Consider the following 25,136-nt stretch of genomic DNA (forward strand, 5'->3'; position numbering starts at 1 on the left):
ATTTCTCAATGCTTATTTCTCAATGCGTCATCCTGTTCTGATTTTTCGAACAGAGCGGTGAGTTTTTTGCGCTATCTTATTTGCCACCGCCCGTTACACTTTCCTTATCAAAAACGCGGGAGGAAATAACATGATCTATTTACGTCAAGCGCAAGATCGCGGACATGCGAATCACGGCTGGCTCGACAGCTGGCACACGTTCTCCTTTGCCGATTATTACGATCCTGATTTCATGGGATTTTCGGCACTGCGCGTCATTAATGAAGACGTTATCGAAGGCGGGCAGGGCTTTGGCACACATCCGCACAAAGATATGGAAATTCTGACCTATGTTTTATCCGGTGCCGTTGAGCATCAGGACAGCATGGGAAATAAAGAGCAGGTGCCAGCAGGCGAATTCCAGATTATGAGTGCGGGTACCGGTATTCGTCACTCTGAATACAATGCCAGCAAGGACGAACCGCTGCATCTGTACCAAATCTGGATTATCCCGGAAAAAACCGGGCTGACGCCGCGCTACGAGCAGAAACGCTTTGATGTGCAACAAGGACGCCAGTTAGTGCTGTCACCGGATGCGCGTGAAGGCTCGCTGAAAGTCTTTCAGGATATGACGCTGTGGCGCTGGGCGCTGAAAGCGCAGGAGCAATCGGTGTATCAGATTCAGGCTGACCGTCGCGTCTGGGTTCAGGTGGTGCGTGGTACGGTAGAGATTAACGGCCAGAAAGCGGAAGCTAGCGATGCGTTCGCAGTCTGGGACGAAACGGCGATTTCTGTACACGCCAGCGAAGACAGTGAAATTCTGCTGTTTGATTTGCCGCCAGTATAACGACGGCGAAGATGTGAAACATAAGCCCGCGTAGGAATGGACGCGGGCTTATTATGCTCTTAAAAGCCGCATGTTACCCTTCAGATTCTGCCCCTTTGCCTTTACTTTCTTTACGTTTTTTTTGCTAGACTTAGCCTACTGTTTTTCAGGCATTTTTAGTCGATGATGAAGAAGAAAAGACCCGTTCTCCAGGACGTTGCTGACCGCGTTGGGATTACCAAAATGACGGTAAGCCGCTATTTGCGTAACCCTGCGCAGGTGTCAGCCGCGTTGCAGGAAAAGATCGCTATTGCATTGGATGAGCTGGGCTATATTCCCAATCTCGCGCCGAATATGCTCGCCAGCTCCACCAGCCGGGCGATTGGGGTGCTGCTGCCGTCATTAACCAATCAGGTTTTTGCCGAGGTATTACGTGGGATTGAGCGTACGGCGGAAGCGCACGGTTACCAGACCATGTTGGCGCACTATGGCTATCATCCTGACAAAGAAGAACAGCGCCTGACCTCACTGCTGTCGTATCACATCGATGGGCTTATTCTGGCCGAACGTACCCACACGCCGCGAACGCGCCAGATGCTGGACGTCGCCGGCATTCCAGTCGTGGAACTGATGGATTCCGTCTCACCCTGTCTGGATATGGCCGTTGGGTTTGATAACGTTGAAGCCGGGCGTCAGATGACGCTGCGTATGGTCGCGTTGGGGCATCGTCATATCGTCTATCTCGGGGCGCGGCAGGATGAGCGTACGATTATGCGCTGCCGGGGCTACGAGCAGGCGATGTGGGAAAGCGATCTCAAAAGTTACTGCGTGATGAGCGAGCGGGCGTCTTCCTATTCGCTCGGTGGTGAGCTGCTGCGGCAGACACAGACGGAATACCCGCAGGTCGATAGCGTATTTTGTACCAACGACGACTTAGCCGTCGGCGCGATGTTTGAATGCCAGCGCCAGGGATTGCGCGTGCCGGAAGATATCGGTGTAGCGGGTTTCCACGGGCACGATATTGGTCAGGCGATGGTGCCTAAGCTGGCGAGCGTACTGACACCGCGTGAGCACATGGGGCGTGTCGGCACCGAGCGTTTACTGGCTCGTCTGCGGGGCGAGCCAGTTGCTCAGGGCATGGTCGATGTCGGTTTTACCGTGCTGGACGGTGAAAGCCTTTAAACCGCTGCGTTAGCCTGCTGCACGCAGTGCCTCAACGCAGCGCTGTACGACTTCTTCCCGTGTGCCGTCAATATCGACCTTCAGGACATCCGGTTCATCGCTGCCCGGTTCTTCCAGCGCATCGAACTGACTTTTCAGCAGATCCGTTGGCATGAAGTGGCCTGCTCTGGCTTTGTGACGCTCGAGCACTAGCTCAAAGCTGCCTTTCAAATAGATAAACACCATCTTTTCGTTCCCTTCGCGCAGGCGGTCGCGGTAACGCTTTTTCAGCGCGGAACAGACGATGATGCCGGTCTCGTTTTTGTGTGCCAGGCTGTAAGCGACATCGCTAAGCCGCTCCAGCCACGGTGCACGGTCGTCATCGTTCAGTGGCGTGCCGCTGGCCATTTTCTGGATATTCGCGCGCGGATGCAGATCGTCGCCATCAATAAATTTTGCCTGAATGGCGCGGCCAAGTTCAGCGCCAACTGAGGATTTTCCACTGCCTGATACGCCCATCAGAATAATGCTTCGACCTGACATAATTTGATCTCTATCTCAAACTGTAAATTAAATGATACTTAATGGTTCCAGACTTTAACATGTTACCCGTATCATGTTACCGGTATCAAATGATGATGTGATACACCTCACAAACAATCAGCCAATTCTGGCCCGGTGTCTAAGAGAGATGATTAACGATGACAGAAATAACATCCGCCTATAGCGCCAGTGTGCTATTAACCATCGCCGCAGGCGCAGTCGCACTGTTACTGGTGTTGATTATGCGCTTTAAAGTGCATGCTTTTCTGGCTTTGACACTGGTAAGTTTGGTCACTGCTCTGGTGACGAAAACTCCATACGAGAAGATTGTCCCCACGTTGCTCAGTGGCTTCGGTAGTACGCTGGCTTCTGTTGCTCTGCTGGTTGGTTTGGGAGCAATGATTGGCCGTTTGCTGGAAGTCACCGGTGGCGCGAAGGTGTTGGCTGATACGCTGATCAACAAGTTCGGTGAACAGCGAGCACCCTTTGCGCTCGGTATTGCTTCACTGCTCTTTGGCTTCCCGATCTTCTTTGATGCGGGTTTGGTTGTCATGCTGCCGATTATTTTCAGCGTAGCAAAACGCTTTGGTGGTTCGACATTAAAATATGCCTTCCCCGCTGCGGGTGCTTTTGCTGCTATGCACGCGTTAGTGCCGCCACATCCCGGTCCGGTTGCGGCCAGTGAATTGCTGGGTGCCAATATTGGCCTGTTAGTGATTATCGGTGGCCTTATTGCGTTACCCACCTGGTATTTCGGCGGTTATCTCTATGGGTTATACGCAGGTAAAAAATTCGATATCAAGCTGCCTTCGAGCTTCTTGTCTGCGGTTGAAACGGATACGAGCGTTAAACCACCGCGTTTTTCCGTGGTGCTGAGTATCCTGCTGCTGCCACTGGTGCTGATTTTTCTCGATACCGGACTCAATACGTTAACGGTAATGGGTATTGTCAGCGGTGATAGTGGACTGGTGCAGTTCCTGCGTATGTTAGGAAAAACGCCGGTTGCATTATTGATCACGGTGTTTTTTGCGCTGATAGTCTTTAGTGGTGATAAGAGCCGCTCACACCTTGAAAAAATCTGTGATGGGGCGCTAGGGCCGATTTGTTCGATTATCCTGGTAACTGGCGCGGGCGGCATGTTCGGTGGCGTGCTACGTGCCAGCGGGATTGGTAATGCTTTGGCTGGCGCACTGGCTGATACGGGGATGCCAGTGATTGTTGCTGCATTTGTCGTGTCTGCGGCACTGCGTGTGGCGCAGGGGTCGGCGACGGTGGCGCTGACGACGACGGCGGCGCTGATGGCACCCACCGTGGCGGCGACCACAGGCTTAAGTCAGTTTGACCTGTGCTTTATTGTGGTAGCAATTGCGGGTGGTGCGACCGTTCTGTCGCATGTGAACGATTCTGGCTTCTGGCTGGTGAGTCGTTTCCTTGAGATGGATGAGAAAACGACCCTGAAAACCTGGACGGTAATGGAAACGTTGCTCGGGACTATCGCGTTCCTGATTGCGGTAATAGGCAGTATTTTGCTCTGATATGTTTAGCCCCCTCCTTGCAGAGGGGGCTTTTAGTCACATTTTTATGCCGACTAAGAAACGGTTTCGTGCGCGATAATGTCGTTATTTTCATGCTACTTCATAGCACGCGCCCGACATGGGGCGGCTCAAACGCCGCTCGCCCCATGCCCCCTGGCTTCTGGCTAAATTATGCCGCTACGCGGTGCCATCGGCGTTCATGACCACTTTTCGAGCCGACTGTGACGCGCTCCCGGCGCGGCACAGCCTTTCGCGGCGTCCATGCCGCTCACTCGGTGGTCATGTCCACCGCTGCATAATTTTTACGCCGGATAACGTCGACCCCCATAATAATTTGCGCATTTATGTATGAGACACTGAGGGGTAGCGATGCGGCTATAACTTCATATAAGCGCGCACGCCGTCGAGGAACATCTGCGTCGACAGCATTACCAGAATCAATCCCATCAATTTCTCCAGCGCGCTCACGCCTTTTTCACCCAGCAAACGCAAGAACACATCCGACATCAGCAGGATGATGAAGGAGATACTCCAGGCGATAAACAGCGCCAGCGTCAGATGAGGAAGCTGATTAGGATACTGGTGGGACAGCAGCATCAGTGCCGCAAGGATCGACGGTCCCGCCACCAGTGGAATCGCCATTGGCACCAGAAACGGTTCTTCACCGGCTGGCAGACCGCTGCTGTTGCCTTCTTGTGAAGGGAAAATCATACGAATCGCGATAAGAAACAGCACGATACCGCCGGAAATGGAGACGGTTTCGGTACGCAGATTCAGGAACGCCAGAATACGCTCACCCGCGAACAGGAAAATCAGCATCAGCCCGAGGGCGATCAGCATTTCACGGATCAACACCACGCGTCGGCGTTTGGGATCGAGATGCTTGAGCACGGACATAAAAATCGGCAGGTTGCCGAGTGGATCCATAATGAGCAACAGCAGCACCGTTGCGGAGATCATTTCTGTCATGTTGGTTTTTACTCCCGAAACCTTGTTTCCTGACCTGGGCCCTCTTTATGGGCTGCTCTACATTATTATCTTGCGCCAAGGCAATGATATTAGAATGACTGCTGAAAAATGCCGTGCTATCGAATAAATTCACTTGCGACTTTATGTACATTTTGTAAGGTTGAACGACACGATAATTTACAGGTTTACGACAGGACGCGCGCGACCTCTTCGGCAGCTCACTGAGTCAGCACTCACCAAGCGCTATCGACGTTAGCCAGAATTCTTTTTGTTACCCCCAAAGCAGGACAGTTACCATGAAAAATGTTGGTTTTATTGGCTGGCGCGGTATGGTCGGCTCGGTTCTCATGCAGCGCATGGTGGAAGAACGCGACTTTGATGTGATTCACCCGGTATTCTTTTCAACGTCTCAGCACGGCGAAGCAGCTCCGGCGTTAGGTGGTCATCAAGGCGTGTTGCAGGATGCTTATAATATCGAAGCACTGCGCGCGCTGGACATCATCATTACCTGTCAGGGCGGCGATTATACCAATGAAGTCTACCCAAAGCTGCGTGAAAGTGGCTGGCAGGGTTATTGGATCGATGCCGCCTCCTCGCTGCGTATGAAAGATGACGCGATTATTATTCTGGATCCGGTTAACCACGGGGTGATTCAGCAGGGGCTGGATAAAGGCATCAAAACCTTTGCTGGCGGCAACTGTACCGTTAGCCTGATGCTGATGTCATTGGGCGGTCTGTTTGCTAACAATCTGGTGGAGTGGGTTTCTGCCGCGACGTATCAGGCTGCTTCTGGCGGCGGTGCGCGTCACATGCGTGAGCTGCTGACCCAAATGGGCGCGCTGCACGGTGAAGTGGCGAAAGAGCTACAGGATCCGGCGTCTGCGATTCTGGATATCGAACGTAAAGTGACAGCGCTGACCCGTAGCGGTTCGCTGCCGACTGATAACTTCGGTGTGCCGTTGGCGGGTAGCCTGATTCCGTGGATCGACAAACAGCTGGATAACGGCCAGAGCCGTGAAGAGTGGAAAGGCCAGGCGGAAACCAACAAGATTCTGGGTACCAGCAGCGTCATTCCTGTCGACGGTCTCTGCGTGCGCGTCGGCGCACTGCGCTGCCACAGCCAGGCGTTCACCATCAAACTGAAGAAAGATGTGGCGCTGCCGGAAATCGAACAACTGCTGGCAACTCACAACGACTGGGTGAAAGTGGTACCGAACGATCGCGACATCACCATGCGTGAACTGACGCCTGCTGCGGTAACCGGCACGCTCTCCACGCCAGTGGGTCGTCTGCGTAAGCTGAACATGGGGCCGGAATACCTGTCCGCCTTCACGGTCGGCGATCAGCTGCTGTGGGGAGCCGCTGAACCGCTGCGCCGTATGCTGCGCATCCTGCTGTAGTTATCTTGATATAGCTATCTTGCTATAGTTCTCCTGCTTCTCTGGCGCAACATCGGTTGGTGTTGCGCCTGTTCCCTACTCAGATGACATCGAGAAAGTAAACGAATGAGTACTGACAGTGAAAAGGATATCTCACGTGTATTAACATGGGAAAATCAGAAATTTGTTGTTACGACGAATAATGATCTACTGGATATTCATGCCATACATTGTTATTTAACGCGTTCAAGTTGGGCTGAAGGCATTGATATCGACACTGTTCAGGAATCTATCACTAACAGCCTTAATTTCGGTTTATTTACTGACGATAAGCAGATTGGATTCGCGCGTGTCGTGACGGATTTTGCGACTTTTGGTTATCTCTGTGATGTTTATGTGCTGGAAGAATATCAGCAGCAAAAGTTGGGAAGCTGGTTAATGGAATGCTGCCTTGACCATCCGGTACTTAAACGACTGCGGCGTATTATGCTTGTGACATCCACAGCGCCATGGCTCTATGAAAAAGCAGGGTATTCTCCGGTTAACAAAGAAAACTATGTCTGGGCGATTACGCGTCCCGATATCTATCAATCGAAGATGCATCAGGCTTGAGTTTCCCGTCAGGCCGAGCGTGCTCTCCTGCTCTCAGGTAGTTTTCATTTGCCTGATCTTATTCTGGCACCTGATCTGTTTATCCACCCCATCACGCCACACTATCCATCTGTTCCAATGCCTTACGCGCTGAAATCAGCGGGACGCGCACTTCGACTCGGGTGAATTTATCCGCTTCGCTGACTACCGTGATGCCGTAGCGGTTGCCGTAGCGTGCTTTGATACGGCGGTCGACCAAATTCATGCCTAATCCATCGCCACCGCTGCGGGGCTGATAGGTGCCCGCATTATCTTCTACTGACAGTTCCAGCGTGTTGGCGTGCAAGCGTCCGCTGATGTGGATGTGTCCACTTTCAATCATCTGTGAGATACCGTGCTTAATCGCATTTTCGACAATCGGTTGCAGAGAAAATGCGGGTAATCGTGCTTCACGCAGCGCCTCCGGCAGCGAAATGTCTACCGTCAGGTGATCGGCAAAGCGTGCTTTTTCGATTTCGAGATAGGCGTTAACGTGCTCCAGCTCGTCATTGAGCGACACTTCATCGTTGCTGCGCTTGAGGTTTTTACGGAAAAACGTCGACAGAGACAGCACCAGTTGGCGAGCGTGATCCGGGTTGCGCCGTATCACGGCGGACAGCGTATTCAGCGCGTTGAACAGAAAATGCGGGTTGACCTGCGCGTGCAGTAGCTTGATTTCCGATTGCGCCAGCAGCTGTTTCTGCTGTTCAAAACGACCTGTCAGAATCTGTGCGGAAAGCAGGTGGGCGATCCCTTCTCCCAGCGTACGGTTAATGCTGGAAAATAGCTTGTTTTTGGGCTCATAAAGCTTGATCGTGCCGACAACGCGCTGATCTTCGCCACGCAGCGGGATTACCAGCGTGGACCCGAGTTTGCAGTGTGATGACACCGAACAGGTGTAGGACACCTCGTTGCCGTCGGCGTACACCACCTGATTGTTGTCTATCGCCCGGCGCGTGTGTGATGACGTAATGGGCGCGCCGACATTGTGGTGATCGTCGCCTAGCCCGATGAAGGCCAGCAGTTTATCGCGATCGGTAATCGCCACGGCACCGACACCCAGCTCTTCATACAAAATACGGGCAACGCGCATACTGTTTTGTGGATTAAACCCCTGACGTAGCGCCCCTTCGGCGCGGGCGGCGATTTGCAGCGCCTTGGCGGAAAATGCAGAGGTGTATTTTTCAAAAATGGCGCGTCTGTCGAGCAGGATGCGCATAAACATGGCGGAACCGATGGTATTGGTGATCATCATCGGTAGCGCAATGTCCCTCACCAGCTCTGCGGCGTTATCAAATGGACGGGCGACCAGCAGAATAATCGCCATTTGCAAACATTCTGCAACCAGTGCGGTCAGCCCGACGACGAGGGGCTGAAACAGGAGATCGATACGATTACGGCGTGCCAGATAGCGATGCAGTAACCCGCCGAGCAGGCCTTCGGCGATGGTCGACAGCATACAGGCCAGCGCGGTCATGCCTCCCATTGAATAGCGGTGTAATCCGCCCGTTAACCCGACGAGAAAGCCAACGGAAGGGCCGCCCAGCATGCCCCCGAGCACGGCACCGGTCGCACGGGTATTGGCAATCGAATCGTCTATATGCAGGCCGAAGTAGGTTCCCATAATGCAAAACACGGAAAAAACCAGATAGCACACCAGCTTGTGTGGCAGGCGAATGGTGACCTGCATTAGCGGGATGAACAGCGGTGTCTTGCTGAGCAGATAGGCGATAACCAGATAAACACACATCTGCTGTAACAGGGAAAGAATGAGATCAATCTGGCTAACCATGGGCGGGGTCTCAACATACACAATCGCCAAATTGTACTGCTTTTTGCCCGCGGACGAATCGATCTTTAAACAAAAGATGCTAATTATCCCGTGTCATAACTTATTCATATAAATATAAACGGAAAAATTTGATCGGTTCTCGGTTATTTCTCCGTTCTTTGACTACGCTGAATTAGGGGGCGTGGTTCAAGAACTCTTTCATACTATTCATTATTTTTACACGTCGCCGTTATTCATTAGCAAGCTAATAACCCGTTATTTTTATTGGATTTTTGTTAAAAATAGGTAACGGGAGAATATAAGCGCAGCGTAATGCGTTTTTATATTACTTATTTATTTAATTCAAATGGTTAATCAGAGGATGGATACCATGTCAGCGTTTTCTGATGCGATTAATTCACTTATTTCCGGGCATTATGCCGATCCGTTTTCGCTGTTAGGTATGCATCATTCTTCTGAAGGCCTTGAGGTTCGGGCTCTGCTGCCGGATGCGCAGGCCGCTTGGGTGGTTGATGCCAGCAATGGACGAAAAATCGTTGAGCTGGAACGTATAGACGAACGCGGTTTTTTTTGTGGTCTGGTGCCGCGCCGGAAAAACGCTTTCCGTTATCAATTGGCCGTGACCTGGCGTGAAGAAACCTGGGTGATTGAAGATCCTTACCGCTTTGGCCCGCTGTTGCAGGATATGGATATTTGGCTGCTGGCCGAAGGCACCCATCTGCGGCCTTACGAGCGGCTGGGTGCCCATCTGGAAACGCTGGACGGGGTTGAAGGTACGCGTTTTGCCGTGTGGGCACCCAATGCTCAGCGCGTTTCGGTAGTGGGGCAGTTCAACTTCTGGGATGGTCGCAGGCACCCGATGCGGTTGCGTAGGGAGAATGGCATTTGGGAGCTGTTTCTTCCCGATGTAAAAGCGGGGCAGCTCTACAAATATGAAATGATCGATAGCCACGGCAGCATCCGGTTGAAGGCCGATCCGTATGCGTTTGAAGCGCAGATGCGCCCGGATACCGCCTCGCTAATTACGCCGTTGCCTGAGAAAGTCCCAACCAGCGATGCCCGGCGTGAGGCGAATGGCCTGCGTTCGCCTATCTCCATTTATGAAGTTCACCTCGGTTCCTGGCGGCGGCATACGGATAACAATTTCTGGCTGAGCTATCAGGAATTGGCGAAGCAACTGATTGATTATGTGCAGTACATGGGTTTCACGCATGTGGAGCTGATGCCGATTAACGAACACCCGTTCGATGGTAGCTGGGGCTATCAACCGCTGGGGCTCTATGCGCCAACGCGCCGTTTCGGCACCGCGCAGGAGTTCAGGGCGTTTGTTGATGCACTCCATGATGCGGGCATTAACGTCTTACTGGACTGGGTTCCCGGACATTTTCCCGGTGACGAATACGGTTTGGCACAGTTTGACGGCACTGCGCTGTATGAATACGCCGATCCGCGTGAAGGCTATCATCAGGACTGGAACACGCTGATTTATAACTATGGTCGCCATGAGGTGCGTAACTATCTGGCGGGCAACGCGCTGTTCTGGATGGAGCGATATGGCATCGACGGGCTGCGGGTAGACGCCGTGGCTTCCATGATTTACCGCGACTACAGCCGCAGCGAAGGCGAGTGGGTGCCGAACCATTACGGCGGTAAAGAGAACCTCGAGGCGATTGCGTTTCTGCGCTACACCAATCACATGCTGGGCCATGCCGCACCGGCAGCGATCACGCTGGCTGAAGAGTCGACCGATTATCCGGGTGTCACGCTGCCGCCGGATTGCAACGGGTTAGGGTTTCACTACAAATGGAATATGGGCTGGATGCACGACACGCTGGCCTATATGCAGCACGATCCGGTTCACCGCAAATATCATCACGATTTGCTGACATTCGGCATGTTGTACGCCTACAGCGAGAACTTCGTGCTGCCGCTGTCTCACGATGAAGTGGTACATGGCAAACGTTCGCTGCTGGATCGCATGCCCGGCGATGTCTGGCAAAAATTTGCCAATTTACGCGCCTATTACGGTTTTATGTGGGCCTATCCCGGTAAGAAACTGCTGTTTATGGGGGGCGAATTTGCGCAGGGGCGTGAATGGAACCATGACGCCAGTCTGGACTGGCATCTGCTGGATGAACCGGAAGGTTGGCACCGTGGCGTGCAAACGCTGGTACGCGATCTCAACCATTACTATCGCCAGCAGCCGTCGCTGTATCAGTTAGATTTTCAGCCGCAGGGTTTTGAATGGCTGGTGGTGGACGATCGGGAAAATTCAGTTTTTGCCTTTGTCCGGCGTGATGAGCAGGGCAACGAAGTGCTGGTGGTCAGTAACTTTACGCCGGTGCCACGTTATGGCTATCGGATTGGCATTAACCAGCCCGGCGGCTGGCGAGAAGTCATCAACACCGATTCTGTTCACTACAACGGTAGCGATTTGGGCAATGTTGGGACGATTTATAGTGAGGAATGGGGCAGCCATCAGCGCCAGCACTCTCTTGTTCTGACTATTCCGCCGCTTGCTACGCTGTATCTGGTGAAGGAGGCGTAAATGGCAGAATTGCAGACGGGCAAGCCGACGCCGCTGGGAGCCAGTTTTGACGGACAGGGCGTGAATTTCGCGCTGTTTTCAGCGGATGCCGAGCGGGTCGAGCTGTGCATATTTGATGAACGCCAGCAGGAGCAGCGGCTCGAACTGACCGCGCGCAGCGGCGATATCTGGCACGGCTACCTTCCTGCTGCGCAGCCGGGGCTACGCTATGGTTTCCGGGTCGATGGGCCGTTCGAGCCGTCACAAGGCTTGCGCTTCAACCCACATAAGCTGCTGTTAGATCCGTGTGCCCGTCAGCTTGACGGCTGGGTGGTGGATGACGATTGCCTGCAAGGCGGCATTGACCAGCGGGATGAACGCGATAGCGCTGACATCATGGCGAAATGCGTAGTCACGGCAGAGGATTACGATTGGCAGGATGACCAGCATCCGTACACGCTCTGGCATCAGACGGTGATTTATGAGGCACACGTTCGTGGATTGACGCAACTGCACCCTGATATTCCTGAAGATATTCGCGGTAGCTATGCGGCGCTGGGCCACCCGGTGATGATTGACTATCTGACGTCGCTGGGCGTGACGGCGCTGGAACTGCTTCCGGTGCAGCAGCATGCCGATGAGCCACGGCTTCAGCAACTGGGGTTGCGTAATTACTGGGGCTATAACGTACTGCTGCCTTTCGCCGTGGATAACAGTTTGGCTGCGGGTGATGACGCGCTGAATGAATTCCGAGATGCGGTGAAAGCGCTGCATCGTGCGGGAATCGAGGTCATTCTGGATGTGGTGTTTAACCATAGCGCCGAACTGGATGTTGAGGGCCCCACGCTGTGCCAGCGCGGCATCGATAACCGCAGTTATTACTGGCTGGGTGAAAACGGTGAATACCATAACTGGACCGGCTGCGGCAATGTGTTGCGGCTGAACCATCCGGCGGTCATTGATTGGGTGATGGACTGTCTGCGCTTCTGGCGCGAGGTCTGCCACGTTGATGGCTTCCGTTTCGATCTGGCAACGGTGCTGGGGCGAACTCCGGATTTTACCGCCGCTGCGCCGCTGTTGTCCGCCATGAAAAACGATAGCCGCTTACAGGGCTGCAAGCTGATTGCCGAACCGTGGGACATCGGACATGGCGGTTATCAGTTAGGTCAGTTCCCGACGCCGTTCGCGGAGTGGAGCGACCGCTACCGTGACGATATGCGCCGTTTTTGGCTGCATGGCGACATTTCCCTCGGCGCGTTCGCTCGCCGCTTTGCCGCCTCCAGCGATATTTTCCAGCAGCACGACCGCCTGCCTTTCGCCTCTATCAACAAACTGACGGCCCATGACGGCTTTACGCTGCGCGATCTGGTGAGTTTCAACCACAAGCACAACGACGCCAACGGCGAGGGTAACCGCGACGGTACCGACAGTAACTTCAGCAATAACCACGGTACGGAAGGGCTGGAAGCGGACGACGACATCCTACAGCGTCGGCTGGCGAGCCAGAAGGCGCTGCTGACGACGCTGATTCTGTCGCAGGGCTCGCCAATGCTGCTGGCGGGCGATGAGCTGGGGCACAGCCAGCAGGGTAACAACAATGCCTACTGTCAGGATAACGAATTGACCTGGCTGCATTGGGAAAACGCAAATAGTGCACTGCGCGAGTTTGTCGCCGGATTGATCCAACTGCGCCGCACGATCCCGGCATTACAGCAGGAGACGTGGTGGCAAGAAGGGGACGGTGCAGTGCAATGGCTCAACAGAGAAGGCCAGCTGTTGACGCCGCAGCAGTGGGAACAAGGGGAGCATCAGCTACAGATTTTACTGTCTGGTCGTTGGCTTGTGCTGTTTAACGCCAGCCTACACGCCGGTGAGTTCATGTTGCCAGAAGGCCACTGGCAGGTTTCACCGCCGTTTGATGAGACGAACCCGCCCGAGGGCGGAATCTGGCACGGACAAGCGCAGGCGGTATGTGTCTTGATAAAACAGATCGCCTAAGCGCAAGCCATTAAAAGAATAATCAGGAGATAGCCATGGTGAATAACGACAAGCATGACCCTCTGATGTTGGCAAGACAGCTCCCTCTTAAATCCGTGGCATTAATTTTAGCCGGAGGCCGTGGAACGCGGCTGAAAGGGCTGACGGCGCTGCGTGCCAAGCCCGCCGTCCACTTTGGCGGCAAATTTCGCATTATTGATTTCGCGCTCTCTAACTGCCTGAATTCCGGCATCCGCCGTATTGGCGTCATTACGCAATATCAGTCGCATACGCTGGTGCAGCATATTCAGCGCGGCTGGTCATTTCTGAATGCTGAAATGAACGAGTTTGTCGATTTGCTTCCCGCGCAGCAGCGTAACGCTACCGATCACTGGTATCGGGGAACGGCAGACGCGGTTTGCCAGAATCTCGATATCATTCGGCGCTACCGTGCGGAGTATGTGGTGATCCTCGCGGGCGATCACATCTACAAGATGGACTACTCACGTATGCTCATCGATCACGTAGAGAAAGGTGCGGAATGCACCGTGGCATGCCTGCCCGTGCCGCTGGAAGAAGCCAGCGCCTTTGGCGTCATGAGCGTGGACAAACAGCACCGCATCCTCGATTTTGCCGAAAAACCGGATAACCCGACGCCGATGCCGGATAACCCCGACATGGCGCTCGCGAGCATGGGGATCTATGTTTTTAATGCGGACTATCTTTATCAGCTACTGGATGCGGATCACAACACGCCGGACTCTAACCACGACTTTGGGCAGGACCTGATCCCGAAGATCGTCTCGCAGCGTTTGGCCTGGGCACATCCTTTTACCCTGTCGTGCGTCACGTCGGGTGAAGATGAAAATCAGTATTGGCGGGATGTCGGCACGCTGGAAGCCTACTGGCGCGCTAATCTCGATCTAGCGTCCGTCACGCCGGAACTGGATGTCTACGATCGGCACTGGCCGATTCGTTCCGCGATTGAATCGCTGCCGCCAGCCAAATTTGTTCAGGATCGCTCCGGCAGCCATGGCATGACGATGAACTCGCTGGTATCGGGGGGCTGTATCGTCTCCGGCTCTGTCGTCACGCATTCGGTGCTGTTCCCGCGCGTGCGGGTTAATTCATTTTGCAGTATCGATTCGACGGTGATTCTGCCGGATGTCAACGTGGGGCGCTCCTGCCGTTTACGCCGTTGCGTGATCGATCGCGCCTGCAATTTGCCGGAAGGCATGGTGATTGGTGAAAACGCGGAAGAGGATAGCCGCCGTTTTTACCGTTCGGAAGAGGGGATCGTGCTGGTCACGCGATCGATGTTGGAAAAGCTGTAAACACCATCGGAACAAAACGGGAGTAATAATGCGGGTCTTACATGTTTGTTCAGAGCTCTTTCCACTGTTGAAAACGGGTGGACTGGCGGATGTGGCTGGTGCGTTGCCCGGCGCGCAGATTGCGGCGGGGATGGATGTCCGCGTCATCCTGCCTGCTTTCCCCGATCTGAAAAAAGGCATCGCCAACCTACAGGTTGTGCGTGAGCTGGATACCTTCGCCGGACACGTCACGCTGCTGTTCGGCCATTTTAACGGCGTCGGTATTTATTTGATTGATGTGCCCGAACTGTATGAACGCGCGGGCAGCCCTTACCACGATCCGGCGCTTTACGCCTATGCCGATAACTATCTGCGATTCGCGCTGCTGGGGTGGATGGGATGCGAAATGGCGTGCGGTCTGGACCACTATTGGCGGCCCGATATCGTGCATGCCCATGACTGGCACGCGGGGCTGACCTGCGCCTATCTGGCGGCGCGTAACCGTCCGGCGAAATCGATCTTTACCGTTCACAACCTTGCCTATCAGGGGCTGTTTGATGCCCGGCATATGCCGGATCTCCACCTGCCGAGCGAGTTCTTTCAGGTATACGGGCTGGAGTTTTACGGCCAGATTTCCTACCTCAAAGCGGGATTGTACTACGCTGACCATATTACGACCGTGAGCCCGACCTACGCGCATGAGATTACGCTGCCAGCGTATGGTTACGGTATGGAAGGTTTACTGAAGTCGCGTGAAGAGGAAGGACGACTGTCCGGAATCCTCAATGGCGTAGACGAGATGATTTGGAATCCAGCGCACGATCCTTTACTCGCTAGCCATTACAGCCGCGATACGTTGGCTAACAAGGCCGAAAATAAACGGCGTCTGCAAACGGCAATGGGCTTGAAGGTTGACGACAAGGTGCCGGTTTTTGCCATCGTCAGCCGTCTGACCAGCCAGAAAGGGCTCGATATTGCGCTAAGCGCGATACCGGATCTGCTGGAACAGGGCGGGCAAGTGGTGGTACTGGGCGCAGGAGATGCCGATTTGCAGGAGGGCTTTCTGGCGGCGGCGGCTGAATATCACGGTCAGGTTGGGGTACAGATTGGTTATCACGAGGCCTTCTCGCACCGCATTATTGGCGGTGCGGATGTCATCATGGTGCCCAGCCGGTTTGAGCCTTGTGGGTTAACGCAGCTCTATGGCTTGAAATATGGCACGTTGCCGCTGGTGCGCCGCACCGGCGGGCTGGCGGATACGGTATCAGACTGCTCGCTGGAGAATCTGGCGGATGGGCTGGCAAGCGGGTTTGTCTTTAACGATTGCAGCGTGGGATCGCTATCCCGCGCGATTCGTCGTGTGTTTGTGCTGTGGTCTCGGCCTACGCTATGGCGCTATGTGCAGCGTCAGGCGATGGCGATGGACTTTGGTTGGCAGGTTGCTGCTCAGGCTTATGGTGCGCTCTATCAACGCTTGTATACCCACTAGTTTTCCCGTTGCGCGTCATCCGCATGCAACCTGAAAACGACAGGGTATGATAACACTCACTTGGGAATGAATATTATGAACTCTCCGTTTATCTATACTTCGCCAACGCTCAGTGTGGAAGCGCTGAAACACTCTATTGCTTACAAACTCATGTTTACCGTGGGGAAAGATCCCTCGATTGCGAATAAACATGACTGGCTGAACGCCACGCTGCTGGCCGTGCGTGACCGGATGGTGGAACGCTGGCTGCGCTCGAACCGCGCACAGCTTTCGCAGGATGTGCGGCAGGTGTATTACCTGTCGATGGAATTTTTGCTGGGGCGGACGCTGTCGAACGCGCTGCTGGCGATGGGATTGTATGACGATCTGAAAGCGGCGCTGGATGGCATGGGGCTGGAGCTGGACGATCTGCTAGAGGAAGAAAATGACCCAGGCTTAGGAAACGGTGGTCTGGGACGTTTGGCGGCCTGTTTTCTGGATTCGCTGGCGACGATGGCCCTGCCTGGGCGCGGCTACGGCATTCGCTACGAATACGGCATGTTCAAACAGAACATTGTTAACGGCAAGCAGGCGGAATCACCGGACTACTGGCTGGAATACGGCAACGCGTGGGAATTCCCGCGCCATAGCACGCGCTATAAAGTACGTTTCGGCGGCCGAATCCAGCAGGAAGGCAGCAAAATGCGCTGGCTGGAAACGGAAGAAGTTATCGCGTGCGCTTACGACCAAATCATTCCCGGTTTTGATACGGACGCTACCAATACCCTGCGTTTGTGGGGCGCGCAGGCCAGTAATGAAATCAATCTGGGTAAATTCAATCAGGGCGACTATTTTGCGGCGGTAGAAGATAAAAACCACTCGGAAAACGTGTCGCGCGTGCTGTATCCCGATGATTCCACCTATTCAGGCCGCGAGCTGCGCCTGCGTCAGGAATACTTCCTGGTTTCCGCCACGGTGCAGGACATTCTGAACCGTCATTGGATGATGCATAAGACTTACGCCAATCTGGCAGAGAAGTTCGCTATTCACCTGAACGATACTCACCCGGTGCTGGCTATCCCTGAGTTGATGCGCCTGCTGATCGATGAGCACAAATTTAAATGGATAGAGGCGTGGACGGTGGTGAGGAAAGTCTTCTCCTATACCAACCATACGCTGATGCAGGAAGCGCTGGAAACCTGGCCAGTTGATATGCTGGGTAAAATCCTGCCACGTCACCTGCAATTGATTTTCGAAATTAACGAACATTTTCTGGAATACGTCCAGAAAGAAGCCCCGGATGACAACGATCTGCTGGCGCGGGTTTCCATCATTGATGAAAACAACGGACGTAAAGTCCGCATGGCGTGGTTGGCCGTGGTCGCCAGCCATAAGGTCAACGGTGTATCGGAGCTGCACTCGGATCTGATGGTACAGTCTCTGTTTGCCGATTTTGCTCGCCTCTTCCCTAATCGTTTCTGCAATAAAACCAATGGGGTGACGCCACGGCGCTGGCTGGCGCTGGCTAACCCATCGCTCTCTAAACTGTTGGACGACACGATAGGGCAGACCTGGCGCACCGACCTGAGCCAGTTGAGCGAACTGAAACAGCACATCGATTATCCGGCGTTTGTGCAGAAAATCCGTAAGGTGAAGCTGAAGAACAAAGTGCGCTTAGCGACCTATATGGCGGAAAACCTGAATATTGTGGTTAACCCCGAGTCGCTGTTCGATGTGCAGATTAAGCGTATTCACGAATACAAACGGCAACTGCTGAATGTATTGCACATCATCACGCTCTATAACCGCATTAAAGACGATCCAGAAGTTGCGCGTGTGCCGCGCGTCGCCATCTTTGCGGGCAAGGCGGCATCGGCCTATTACATGGCGAAGCACATTATCAACCTGATCAACGACGTCGCGAAGGTGATCAACAACGATCCGGCATTGCACGATCGGCTGAAAGTGGTCTTCATCCCGAACTACAGCGTGAGCCTGGCACAGTTGATCATCCCAGCAGCCGATCTCTCTGAGCAGATCTCGCTGGCGGGGACGGAAGCCTCCGGGACCAGCAATATGAAATTTGCCCTGAACGGCGCGCTGACGATCGGTACGCTAGATGGGGCGAATGTCGAAATGCTGGAGCATATTGGCGAAGAAAATATGTTTATCTTCGGCAACACGGCGGAGCAGGTCGAAGCGCTGCGCCAGAGTGGCTACAACCCACGGCAATATTACGATCAGGATGAAGAGCTGCGCCGCGTGCTGACGCAAATTACCACGGGCGTCTTCAGCCCTGATGACAGCCGACGTTACAGCGATCTGTTTGATTCACTGGTGAATTTTGGCGATTACTATCAGCTACTGGCAGACTATCGCAGCTATGTGGATACGCAGGATCGGGTGGATGAGCTGTATGAGAACAAGGACGAATGGGCGCGCTGTGCCGTCAAGAATATTGCCAATATGGGTTATTTCTCGTCTGACCGCACCATCGGTGAATATGCAGAAGATATCTGGGATATCAAACCGATACGGTTGTGATTGCACGTTGGTGATATGAAAAAGCGCCGTAGGCAAAACCTACGGCGCTTTTGTGTTTACAGCAGTAAAAGGTGCTTGCGGTAACCGCGCGGATTAACCCGCTTTGGCCATTTGCTGTTGGCGGTGGTGGGCTAACCAGTCGCTGATGCGTTGTTTCTGCGCGTCATTCAGACGCATGCCTAGCTTGGTGCGACGCCAGATAACGTCGTCCAGCGTGACGGCCCATTCTTTCTCAACCAGATAGCGCAGTTCCGCTTCATACAGGTCATGACCGAAATCTTCACCCAGATCGCCGAGGCCTTTCACGTTTGTCAGAATCAGTTCGCTGTTTGAACCGTAGGTACGGCTGTAACGGCGCGTCAGTGATTCCGGCAGATTGAAGCGGCGACGCAGCGCGGCGGCATAGTCATCACGTGTGCCTGCGATATCACCACCCGGCAGGACGGCTTCTTTCGTCCAGGCTTTACCCGCTTGCGGATAGTATTTGTGCAGCTTGTCCAGCGCGTGCTCTGCCAGCTTACGATATGTTGTCAGTTTGCCGCCAAACACGGAAAGCAGCGGAGCCTGGCCGTTATCATCATCGACAGACAGTGTGTAATCACGGGTAATCGCCTGCGGAGAGTCGGACTCGTCATCACAGAGCGGACGCACGCCGGAGTAGGTCCAGACGATATCGTCACGTGTAAGCTGCTGTTTGAAATGATCGTTATACACATCCAGCAGATAGCCGACTTCGTTATCATCGATCTTCACATCGTGCGGATTGCCTTTGTATTCCACGTCTGTGGTACCGATGATTGAGTAGTCATCCTGCCACGGGATCACGAAGACAATACGGTGATCTTTGTTTTGCAGAATGTACGCCTGCGGCTGGTTATGGACTTTTGGCACCACGATATGGCTGCCTTTGATCAAACGGATGCCGTAAGGTGATTTCAGCTGCAGGCCGTCATCAAAGAATTCTTTTACCCACGGGCCAGTGGCGTTCACCAGACCTTTGGCGCGCCAGGTGAAGGTTTCGCCGGTCAGTGAATCAACTGCATCTACAATCCACACGCCTTGCTCACGACGGGCGCGGGTCACTTTGGTACGGGTACGGACTTCGCCGCCGCGTTTTGTCACTTCCTGCGCGTTTAACACCACCAGACGCGCATCGTCCACCCAGCAGTCCGAATATTCAAAGCCCTGCTTCAGTTCAGGCTTAAGTACAGAATCTGCACCGAATTTCAGTCCCTTACTGGCAGGCAGGCTGACGCGTTTACCAATGTTGTCGTACATGAACAGGCCGATACGAATCATCCAGGCCGGGCGCAGGTGCGGCTGATGGGGCAAACGAAAGCGCATCGGGAAAATAATGTGCGGGGCCATTTTCAGCAGCGTTTCGCGCTCAGACAGCGCTTCGCTGACCAAACGAAACTCATAGTGCTCAAGATAACGCAGGCCGCCGTGAATCAGCTTGGAGCTGGCGGAGGACGTGGCACAGGCAAGATCCTGCGCTTCCAACAACAGGACTGATAACCCTCGCCCAGCCGCATCTGCGGCGATGCCTGCACCGTTAATTCCGCCGCCGATAACGATTAGATCTTTGGTTTCCACGTTTCTTCCTCCACCCTCGAATAAATCAAAATGTTCGTTTTCGAGCATTATAATAATCGAAAACAAACAAATCAGCCAATGGTTAACCAAATAAAAACATTTATGCGTGATGGAGCTAACAATATGATGATAATTGTCACATTAAAATAAGGGATATTAGGCTGGAATTGTGCTGTTCTATCGTCACACTTCACGTTAGTGAAGCACTGTTTTTATAAATAACCTTATAATCATATAGGTTTTATGCCGCTGAAGGCGGGTTACAATGACGCCAGTTGTTACTAACATCCTGTCCATTATTAACAAGGTTGTCACTTTCGATGGAACAATTTGAAGCTATTAGTATTGAGCAAGCCCATTCCCGCTGGCAGGAAGGGGGCGTTGTCGTTGATATTCGCGATCCACAGAGCTTTGCGGCGGCCCATGTTCCCGGCGCGACGCATCTGACCAACGAGACGCTGTCTGACTTTGTGCGCGGCGCAGACTTTGAAGCACCGGTCATGGTGATTTGCTACCACGGTATCAGTAGCCGCAATGCGGCACAGTATCTGATTAGCCTGGGGTTCGATTCGGTGTACAGTATCGATGGCGGCTTTGAGGCCTGGCAAAATCGCTACCCGCAAGACACGCAGGCGCAAGCCTGATCGCATGACGATTCAAGAACCTTTATTATCATGTTTCTAACTCAATCTACCCACTGGCGCTTCCCGCTATGATGACTCGCGTTATTGCTCTCTCCAATCCGCGTCTGGCTCAGGCATTTGTTGATTACATGCGTACGCAGCAGATTTATTTGGAAATGCGGCCTCACGGGCATGAGGCTGAACTGTGGCTGGAGGATGAAACCCAACTGAGCAAGGTTCAGGAAGCGCTGGAGATTTTTCTGCGTGACCCGACGAACCCGCGCTATCTGGCGGCCAGTTGGCAAACGGGATCGATGGACACCGGTATTCAATACCAACGCTACTCTTTCCTGCAAACGCTGAAACAAAAGGCCGGACCGCTGACGCTATCCGTGATGGTCGTGACGATCGCGGTGTTTATCCTGATGCAGATTTCAGGCTATGAGAGCGTGATGACGTGGCTGGCGTTCCCGGCTGAGGGGCAGCAGCTACAGCTGTGGCGCTGGTTCAGTCATGCTTTGTTGCACTTTTCCCTGCTGCACATTTTGTTCAATCTGATGTGGTGGTGGTATCTGGGGGGGCCGGTTGAAAAAGTATTGGGCACTGGCAAATTGCTGGTCATCACGCTGGTTTCCGCGTTGGTCAGCGGCTGGGCGCAGTCTTGGTTCAGCGGTACCTATTTTGGTGGCCTGTCGGGCGTGGTTTACGCCTTGATGGGTTATGTCTGGCTGCGAGGGGAAAGAGAGCCTGACGGCTATTTATCTATGCCGCGTAGTCTGATGGCCTTCGCTTTACTCTGGCTGGTCGCCGGATATTTCGATATTTTAGGCATGTCGATCGCCAATGCGGCGCATGTGGCTGGGCTGATTGTCGGGCTATTGATGGCCTTTTGGGACACGTATAATAAAACAAACCCCCGGTGAATCGGGGCGTCTTAGGGGATAAATGTGAAGCAGACACAACGGCATGACGCCATTATTGAACTGGTGCGTCGGCAGGGGTATGTCAGTACTGAAGAGCTGGTGGATCATTTTGCGGTGAGCCCGCAGACCATCCGTCGCGATCTGAACGATCTGGCCGAACAGAATAAGATCCATCGCCACCACGGCGGCGCGGCCTTGCCGTCCAGTTCAGTGAACACGGCCTACCATGACCGTAAAATGATGTGGTCGGACGAAAAAGCGCGCATTGCCCGTCGGGTGGCGAGTCAGATTCCAGACGGCGCCACCTTGTTTATCGATATCGGCACCACGCCTGAAGCGGTGGCCTATGCGCTGATGCAGCACAAGGATCTGCGCGTGGTCACCAATAACCTGAATGTGGCAACGCTGCTGACGGCAAAAGAGGATTTTCGTCTGATTTTGGCCGGTGGTGAAGTGCGTACTCGTGATGGCGGCATCATGGGCGAAGCGACGCTGGATTTTATCTCTCAGTTCCGCCTGGATTTCGGCATTTTGGGCATCAGCGGTATTGACATGGATGGGTCATTACTGGAGTTTGATTACCATGAAGTGCGCACAAAACGGGCGATTATTGAAAATTCTCGCTGCGTCATGCTGGTGACGGATCATTCCAAGTTTGGTCGTAATGCGATGGTGAATTTGGGCAACATGGATTTGATCGACTATCTTTTTACCGATCAGTCACCACCGCCCAGCGTACTGAAAATCATTGAACAACATAAGGTACAGTTGGAGTTGTGTTGAACCCGATGTGCCTTTTCCATGACGGACAACGGAGGAGGCACGATGTCAGATTCTTCAAGAAAGCCGGGTTCTGTAAAGCGATCAGGCTCGTCAACACGTTCAGCGGCGGCAAAAAAGCCAGAGGCTTTCACGCAGCCCGTTTCCTCCGCTTATCCCCCCATCGCTTTTGATACCGCAGAATTTACCGCCGCGCTGCTTCGTCAGCAGCGGCTTGCTGGCGTCACCTCGCTTAATGCGATGACGCCAGTGCAGTGCTGGCGCGCCGTCAGTCTGGCGCTGTCTGAACAATTGCTGATGCATACTGCATCGCCCACGTCTTCCTCGACCAATACGCCGCAACGCCATGTGAACTACCTGTCGATGGAGTTTCTGCCTGGCCGCCTGACGGGCAACAACCTGCTTAATCTGGGATGGTATGACGCCGTTGCCACCGCGCTGGCTGAGCAGGGGCTGAACCTGAGCGATATTCTTGAACAGGAAACCGATCCGGGTTTAGGCAACGGTGGATTAGGCCGACTGGCGTCTTGCTTTCTGGATTCGATGGCAACGGTGGGACAGCCCGCCACGGGGTACGGCCTCAACTATCAGTATGGCCTGTTCCGTCAGCACTTCGCGCAAGAACAGCAGCAGGAAACCGCCGATGACTGGCAGCGCGACACCTATCCGTGGTTTGTGCCGCGCGCAGAGCTGGCGGTGGATGTCGGATTCGGCGGGCGTCTGCAACCCCAGACGGACGGCACCTTGCGCTGGCTACCGGATACTGTTTTCAGAGGTGAGGCCTGTGACCTGCCGGTGATTGGCTATCACAATGGCGCTGCGCAGCCGCTGCGTCTGTGGCGCGCGACGCATCGTGCTCCGTTTGATTTGACATTGTTCAACGAAGGGCATTATCTGCGCGCGGCACAGGCGGGGATTTCCGCCGCCAGCCTGACCAGCGTGCTGTATCCGAATGACAATCATGCGGCGGGCAAACGTCTGCGTCTGATGCAGCAGTATTTCCACTGCGCCTGTTCGGTGGCCGACATTCTGCGTCGGCATCTTAAGGCGGGGCGCGCGTTGTCCACGTTGCCGGATTATGAAGTCATCCAGCTTAACGATACCCACCCGACGCTAGCGATCCCCGAATTGATGCGTCTGCTGCTGGATGAGCATCAGATACCGTGGGATGAAGCCTGGTCGATAACCGGACGTACCTTTGCCTATACCAACCATACGCTGATGCCGGAAGCGCTTGAACGCTGGGATGAACGGCTGTTTGGTCGCCTGCTCCCTCGCCACCTGTCTATCATCCGGCAAATTGATACGCAGTTTAAGGCGCAGGTTGAGGACAAGTGGCCCGGCGATCGGCAGGTGTGGGCGAAGCTCGCCATCCGCCACCAGCGTCAGATTCGTATGGCAAACCTTTGCGTCGTCAGCTGCTTTGCGGTTAACGGCGTGGCGGCACTGCACTCGGAGCTGGTGGTGAAAGATCTGTTTCCTGAATATCACCAGCTGTGGCCGACCAAATTCCATAACGTCACCAACGGGATTACCCCACGCCGCTGGCTGAAGCAGTGTAACCCGGCGTTGTCCGCGCTTATCGACGACACACTGCACACGCCGTGGGTAAATGATTTGCCCGCGCTGCGCGGGCTGGAGCCCTATGCTGACGATGCTGGTTTTCGTGAGCGTTATCGACAAATCAAAACTGATAATAAAACGCAGCTGGTGACCTACCTGCGCCAGCAGTACGACATCGTGATCGATCCGCAGGCGCTGTTTGATGTGCAAATCAAGCGATTGCATGAGTACAAACGCCAACATTTGAATCTGCTGCATATTCTCGCGCTATATCGTCAATTGCGTGACAATCCGCATCTGGATATAGTGCCGCACGTCTTTTTGTTCGGTGCCAAAGCGGCGCCGGGCTATGTATTAGCGAAAAACATCATTTATGCCATTAACCGGGTTGCTGCGGTCATTAATCAGGATCGCCGTGTTAACGATCGCCTGAAGGTCGTCTTCCCGCCGGACTACCGTGTATCGCTGGCTGAACGGATGATTCCTGCCGCAGATGTGTCTGAGCAGATTTCAACGGCAGGTAAAGAGGCGTCCGGTACGGGCAATATGAAGCTGGCACTGAACGGTGCGCTGACCGTCGGCACGCTGGACGGGGCGAATGTGGAAATGGCGCAGCAGGTGGGTGAAGACAATCTGTTCATTTTTGGTCACACCGTCGAACAGGTAAAAGCGCTACAGGCGCAGGGCTATGAGCCGTCTGACTACCTTGCCGTGACGCCGCTGCTGCGTGAAGTGCTGAACGAGCTAGCGAGTGGCGCGTTCAGTCAGGGGGATAAAAACGCGTTTGCCCCGCTGTTGGATAGCCTGCTGAAGCTGGGCGATCCCTATATGTTAATGGCCGATTTTGCACCGTATTGCGAGGTGCAGCAGCGTGTTGATGCGCTTTACCGTGAGCCGGATGAATGGACGCGCCGTTGCGTGCTGAATACCGCCAGAATGGGGATGTTCAGTTCGGACAGGGCGATTCATGATTACCAGACGCGCATTTGGCAGGCGCATCGTTAGGAA

General features: G+C 53.9%; 18 protein-coding genes. 14 read left to right on the top strand and 4 right to left on the bottom strand.

All coding sequences use genetic code 11. The annotated features are described in order from the left end of the window. Window positions 1–130: 130 nt before the first annotated feature. Both AB8809_RS01485 and gntR read left to right on the top strand, forming a co-directional pair. Window positions 131–826: a pirin family protein gene (locus AB8809_RS01485; RefSeq protein ID WP_349856644.1), complete on the top strand. Its 696-nt coding sequence runs from the start codon at window positions 131–133 to the stop codon at window positions 824–826. A gap of 165 nt (window positions 827–991) precedes the next feature. Continuing rightward, window positions 992–1,987 carry a gluconate operon transcriptional repressor GntR gene (gene gntR / locus AB8809_RS01490; protein ID WP_349856686.1) on the top strand — a complete coding sequence of 332 codons (996 nt, stop codon included), beginning with the start codon at window positions 992–994 and terminating at the stop codon, window positions 1,985–1,987. A gap of 9 nt (window positions 1,988–1,996) precedes the next feature. Here the strand turns inward: gntR and AB8809_RS01495 are convergent, their stop codons facing one another. Further along, window positions 1,997–2,509 (bottom strand): gluconokinase, encoded by a 513-nt coding sequence (locus tag AB8809_RS01495; RefSeq protein ID WP_015842039.1) that lies wholly within the window; start codon window positions 2,507–2,509, stop codon window positions 1,997–1,999. A 158-nt stretch (window positions 2,510–2,667) separates the two neighbouring features. Between AB8809_RS01495 and AB8809_RS01500 the strand changes: the two genes are divergently transcribed. Beyond that, window positions 2,668–4,044, top strand: coding sequence for a GntP family permease (locus AB8809_RS01500; protein WP_349856643.1), 1,377 nt, complete (start codon window positions 2,668–2,670; stop codon window positions 4,042–4,044). Window positions 4,045–4,419: 375 nt separating this feature from the next. Here the strand turns inward: AB8809_RS01500 and AB8809_RS01505 are convergent, their stop codons facing one another. Then, complete coding sequence (locus tag AB8809_RS01505; protein WP_015842037.1) at window positions 4,420–5,013, bottom strand: YhgN family NAAT transporter; 594 nt, start codon at window positions 5,011–5,013, stop codon at window positions 4,420–4,422. 296 nt (window positions 5,014–5,309) lie between these two features. Here AB8809_RS01505 and asd point away from each other — a divergent pair, with 296 nt between their 5' ends. Then, window positions 5,310–6,413, top strand: a complete 1,104-nt coding sequence (asd, locus tag AB8809_RS01510) for an aspartate-semialdehyde dehydrogenase (RefSeq protein ID WP_180779341.1) — start codon at window positions 5,310–5,312, stop codon at window positions 6,411–6,413. 105 nt (window positions 6,414–6,518) lie between these two features. After that, the gene (locus AB8809_RS01515; RefSeq protein WP_015842035.1) at window positions 6,519–7,004 is read left to right on the top strand and encodes a GNAT family N-acetyltransferase; all 486 of its coding nucleotides are present in this window, start codon (window positions 6,519–6,521) and stop codon (window positions 7,002–7,004) included. Window positions 7,005–7,095: 91 nt separating this feature from the next. Here AB8809_RS01515 and AB8809_RS01520 read toward each other — a convergent pair whose 3' ends face one another. Next, the gene (locus tag AB8809_RS01520) at window positions 7,096–8,814 is read right to left on the bottom strand and encodes a sensor histidine kinase (RefSeq protein WP_015842034.1); all 1,719 of its coding nucleotides are present in this window, start codon (window positions 8,812–8,814) and stop codon (window positions 7,096–7,098) included. Window positions 8,815–9,184: 370 nt separating this feature from the next. Between AB8809_RS01520 and glgB the strand changes: the two genes are divergently transcribed. The 5 genes from glgB to glgP all read left to right on the top strand — a co-directional run bounded on the left by glgB (window position 9,185) and on the right by glgP (window position 18,643). After that, entirely contained in the window at window positions 9,185–11,362 is a 2,178-nt protein-coding gene (glgB, locus tag AB8809_RS01525) for a 1,4-alpha-glucan branching enzyme (RefSeq protein WP_015842033.1), read from the top strand. Continuing rightward, entirely contained in the window at window positions 11,363–13,339 is a 1,977-nt protein-coding gene (gene glgX / locus AB8809_RS01530; protein ID WP_349856642.1) for a glycogen debranching protein GlgX, read from the top strand. Window positions 13,340–13,374: 35 nt separating this feature from the next. Beyond that, complete coding sequence (gene glgC / locus AB8809_RS01535; protein WP_015842031.1) at window positions 13,375–14,652, top strand: glucose-1-phosphate adenylyltransferase; 1,278 nt, start codon at window positions 13,375–13,377, stop codon at window positions 14,650–14,652. A gap of 28 nt (window positions 14,653–14,680) precedes the next feature. Further along, on the top strand, window positions 14,681–16,120 hold the full coding sequence (gene glgA, locus AB8809_RS01540; protein WP_181830481.1) for a glycogen synthase GlgA: 1,440 nt from the start codon (window positions 14,681–14,683) through the stop codon (window positions 16,118–16,120). Between the two features lie 75 nt (window positions 16,121–16,195). Next, window positions 16,196–18,643, top strand: coding sequence for a glycogen phosphorylase (gene glgP, locus AB8809_RS01545; protein WP_015842029.1), 2,448 nt, complete (start codon window positions 16,196–16,198; stop codon window positions 18,641–18,643). Window positions 18,644–18,736: 93 nt separating this feature from the next. Here the strand turns inward: glgP and glpD are convergent, their stop codons facing one another. Then, window positions 18,737–20,239: a glycerol-3-phosphate dehydrogenase gene (gene glpD / locus AB8809_RS01550; RefSeq protein WP_015842028.1), complete on the bottom strand. Its 1,503-nt coding sequence runs from the start codon at window positions 20,237–20,239 to the stop codon at window positions 18,737–18,739. Between the two features lie 320 nt (window positions 20,240–20,559). Between glpD and glpE the strand changes: the two genes are divergently transcribed. The 4 genes from glpE to malP all read left to right on the top strand — a co-directional run bounded on the left by glpE (window position 20,560) and on the right by malP (window position 25,133). Next, window positions 20,560–20,883: a thiosulfate sulfurtransferase GlpE gene (glpE, locus tag AB8809_RS01555; RefSeq protein ID WP_015842027.1), complete on the top strand. Its 324-nt coding sequence runs from the start codon at window positions 20,560–20,562 to the stop codon at window positions 20,881–20,883. Window positions 20,884–20,951: 68 nt separating this feature from the next. Further along, entirely contained in the window at window positions 20,952–21,785 is an 834-nt protein-coding gene (gene glpG / locus AB8809_RS01560) for a rhomboid family intramembrane serine protease GlpG (protein WP_181847942.1), read from the top strand. Between the two features lie 24 nt (window positions 21,786–21,809). Further along, entirely contained in the window at window positions 21,810–22,568 is a 759-nt protein-coding gene (locus AB8809_RS01565; RefSeq protein ID WP_005969330.1) for a DeoR/GlpR family transcriptional regulator, read from the top strand. Between the two features lie 42 nt (window positions 22,569–22,610). Next, on the top strand, window positions 22,611–25,133 hold the full coding sequence (malP, locus tag AB8809_RS01570; RefSeq protein WP_349856641.1) for a maltodextrin phosphorylase: 2,523 nt from the start codon (window positions 22,611–22,613) through the stop codon (window positions 25,131–25,133). The last annotated feature ends 3 nt before the right edge of the window (window positions 25,134–25,136 follow it).

Origin of the sequence: Pectobacterium aroidearum, assembly GCF_041228105.1 — a bacterium.
Classification (GTDB): domain Bacteria; phylum Pseudomonadota; class Gammaproteobacteria; order Enterobacterales; family Enterobacteriaceae; genus Pectobacterium; species Pectobacterium aroidearum.

What these genes read in the sequence shown, in the direction of transcription:
- glgP (WP_015842029.1), top strand. Translation starts at nt 16,196, where the DNA reads ATGAACTCTCCGTTTATCTATACTTCGCCAACGCTCAGTGTGGAAGCG.
- glgA (WP_181830481.1), top strand. Translation starts at nt 14,681, where the DNA reads ATGCGGGTCTTACATGTTTGTTCAGAGCTCTTTCCACTGTTGAAAACG.
- AB8809_RS01515 (WP_015842035.1), top strand. Translation starts at nt 6,519, where the DNA reads ATGAGTACTGACAGTGAAAAGGATATCTCACGTGTATTAACATGGGAA.
- AB8809_RS01505 (WP_015842037.1), bottom strand. Translation starts at nt 5,013, where the DNA reads ATGACAGAAATGATCTCCGCAACGGTGCTGCTGTTGCTCATTATGGAT.
- AB8809_RS01495 (WP_015842039.1), bottom strand. Translation starts at nt 2,509, where the DNA reads ATGTCAGGTCGAAGCATTATTCTGATGGGCGTATCAGGCAGTGGAAAA.
- glgC (WP_015842031.1), top strand. Translation starts at nt 13,375, where the DNA reads ATGGTGAATAACGACAAGCATGACCCTCTGATGTTGGCAAGACAGCTC.
- asd (WP_180779341.1), top strand. Translation starts at nt 5,310, where the DNA reads ATGAAAAATGTTGGTTTTATTGGCTGGCGCGGTATGGTCGGCTCGGTT.
- AB8809_RS01485 (WP_349856644.1), top strand. Translation starts at nt 131, where the DNA reads ATGATCTATTTACGTCAAGCGCAAGATCGCGGACATGCGAATCACGGC.
- gntR (WP_349856686.1), top strand. Translation starts at nt 992, where the DNA reads ATGAAGAAGAAAAGACCCGTTCTCCAGGACGTTGCTGACCGCGTTGGG.
- glgB (WP_015842033.1), top strand. Translation starts at nt 9,185, where the DNA reads ATGTCAGCGTTTTCTGATGCGATTAATTCACTTATTTCCGGGCATTAT.
- glpG (WP_181847942.1), top strand. Translation starts at nt 20,952, where the DNA reads ATGATGACTCGCGTTATTGCTCTCTCCAATCCGCGTCTGGCTCAGGCA.
- glgX (WP_349856642.1), top strand. Translation starts at nt 11,363, where the DNA reads ATGGCAGAATTGCAGACGGGCAAGCCGACGCCGCTGGGAGCCAGTTTT.
- AB8809_RS01500 (WP_349856643.1), top strand. Translation starts at nt 2,668, where the DNA reads ATGACAGAAATAACATCCGCCTATAGCGCCAGTGTGCTATTAACCATC.
- malP (WP_349856641.1), top strand. Translation starts at nt 22,611, where the DNA reads ATGTCAGATTCTTCAAGAAAGCCGGGTTCTGTAAAGCGATCAGGCTCG.
- AB8809_RS01520 (WP_015842034.1), bottom strand. Translation starts at nt 8,814, where the DNA reads ATGGTTAGCCAGATTGATCTCATTCTTTCCCTGTTACAGCAGATGTGT.
- glpE (WP_015842027.1), top strand. Translation starts at nt 20,560, where the DNA reads ATGGAACAATTTGAAGCTATTAGTATTGAGCAAGCCCATTCCCGCTGG.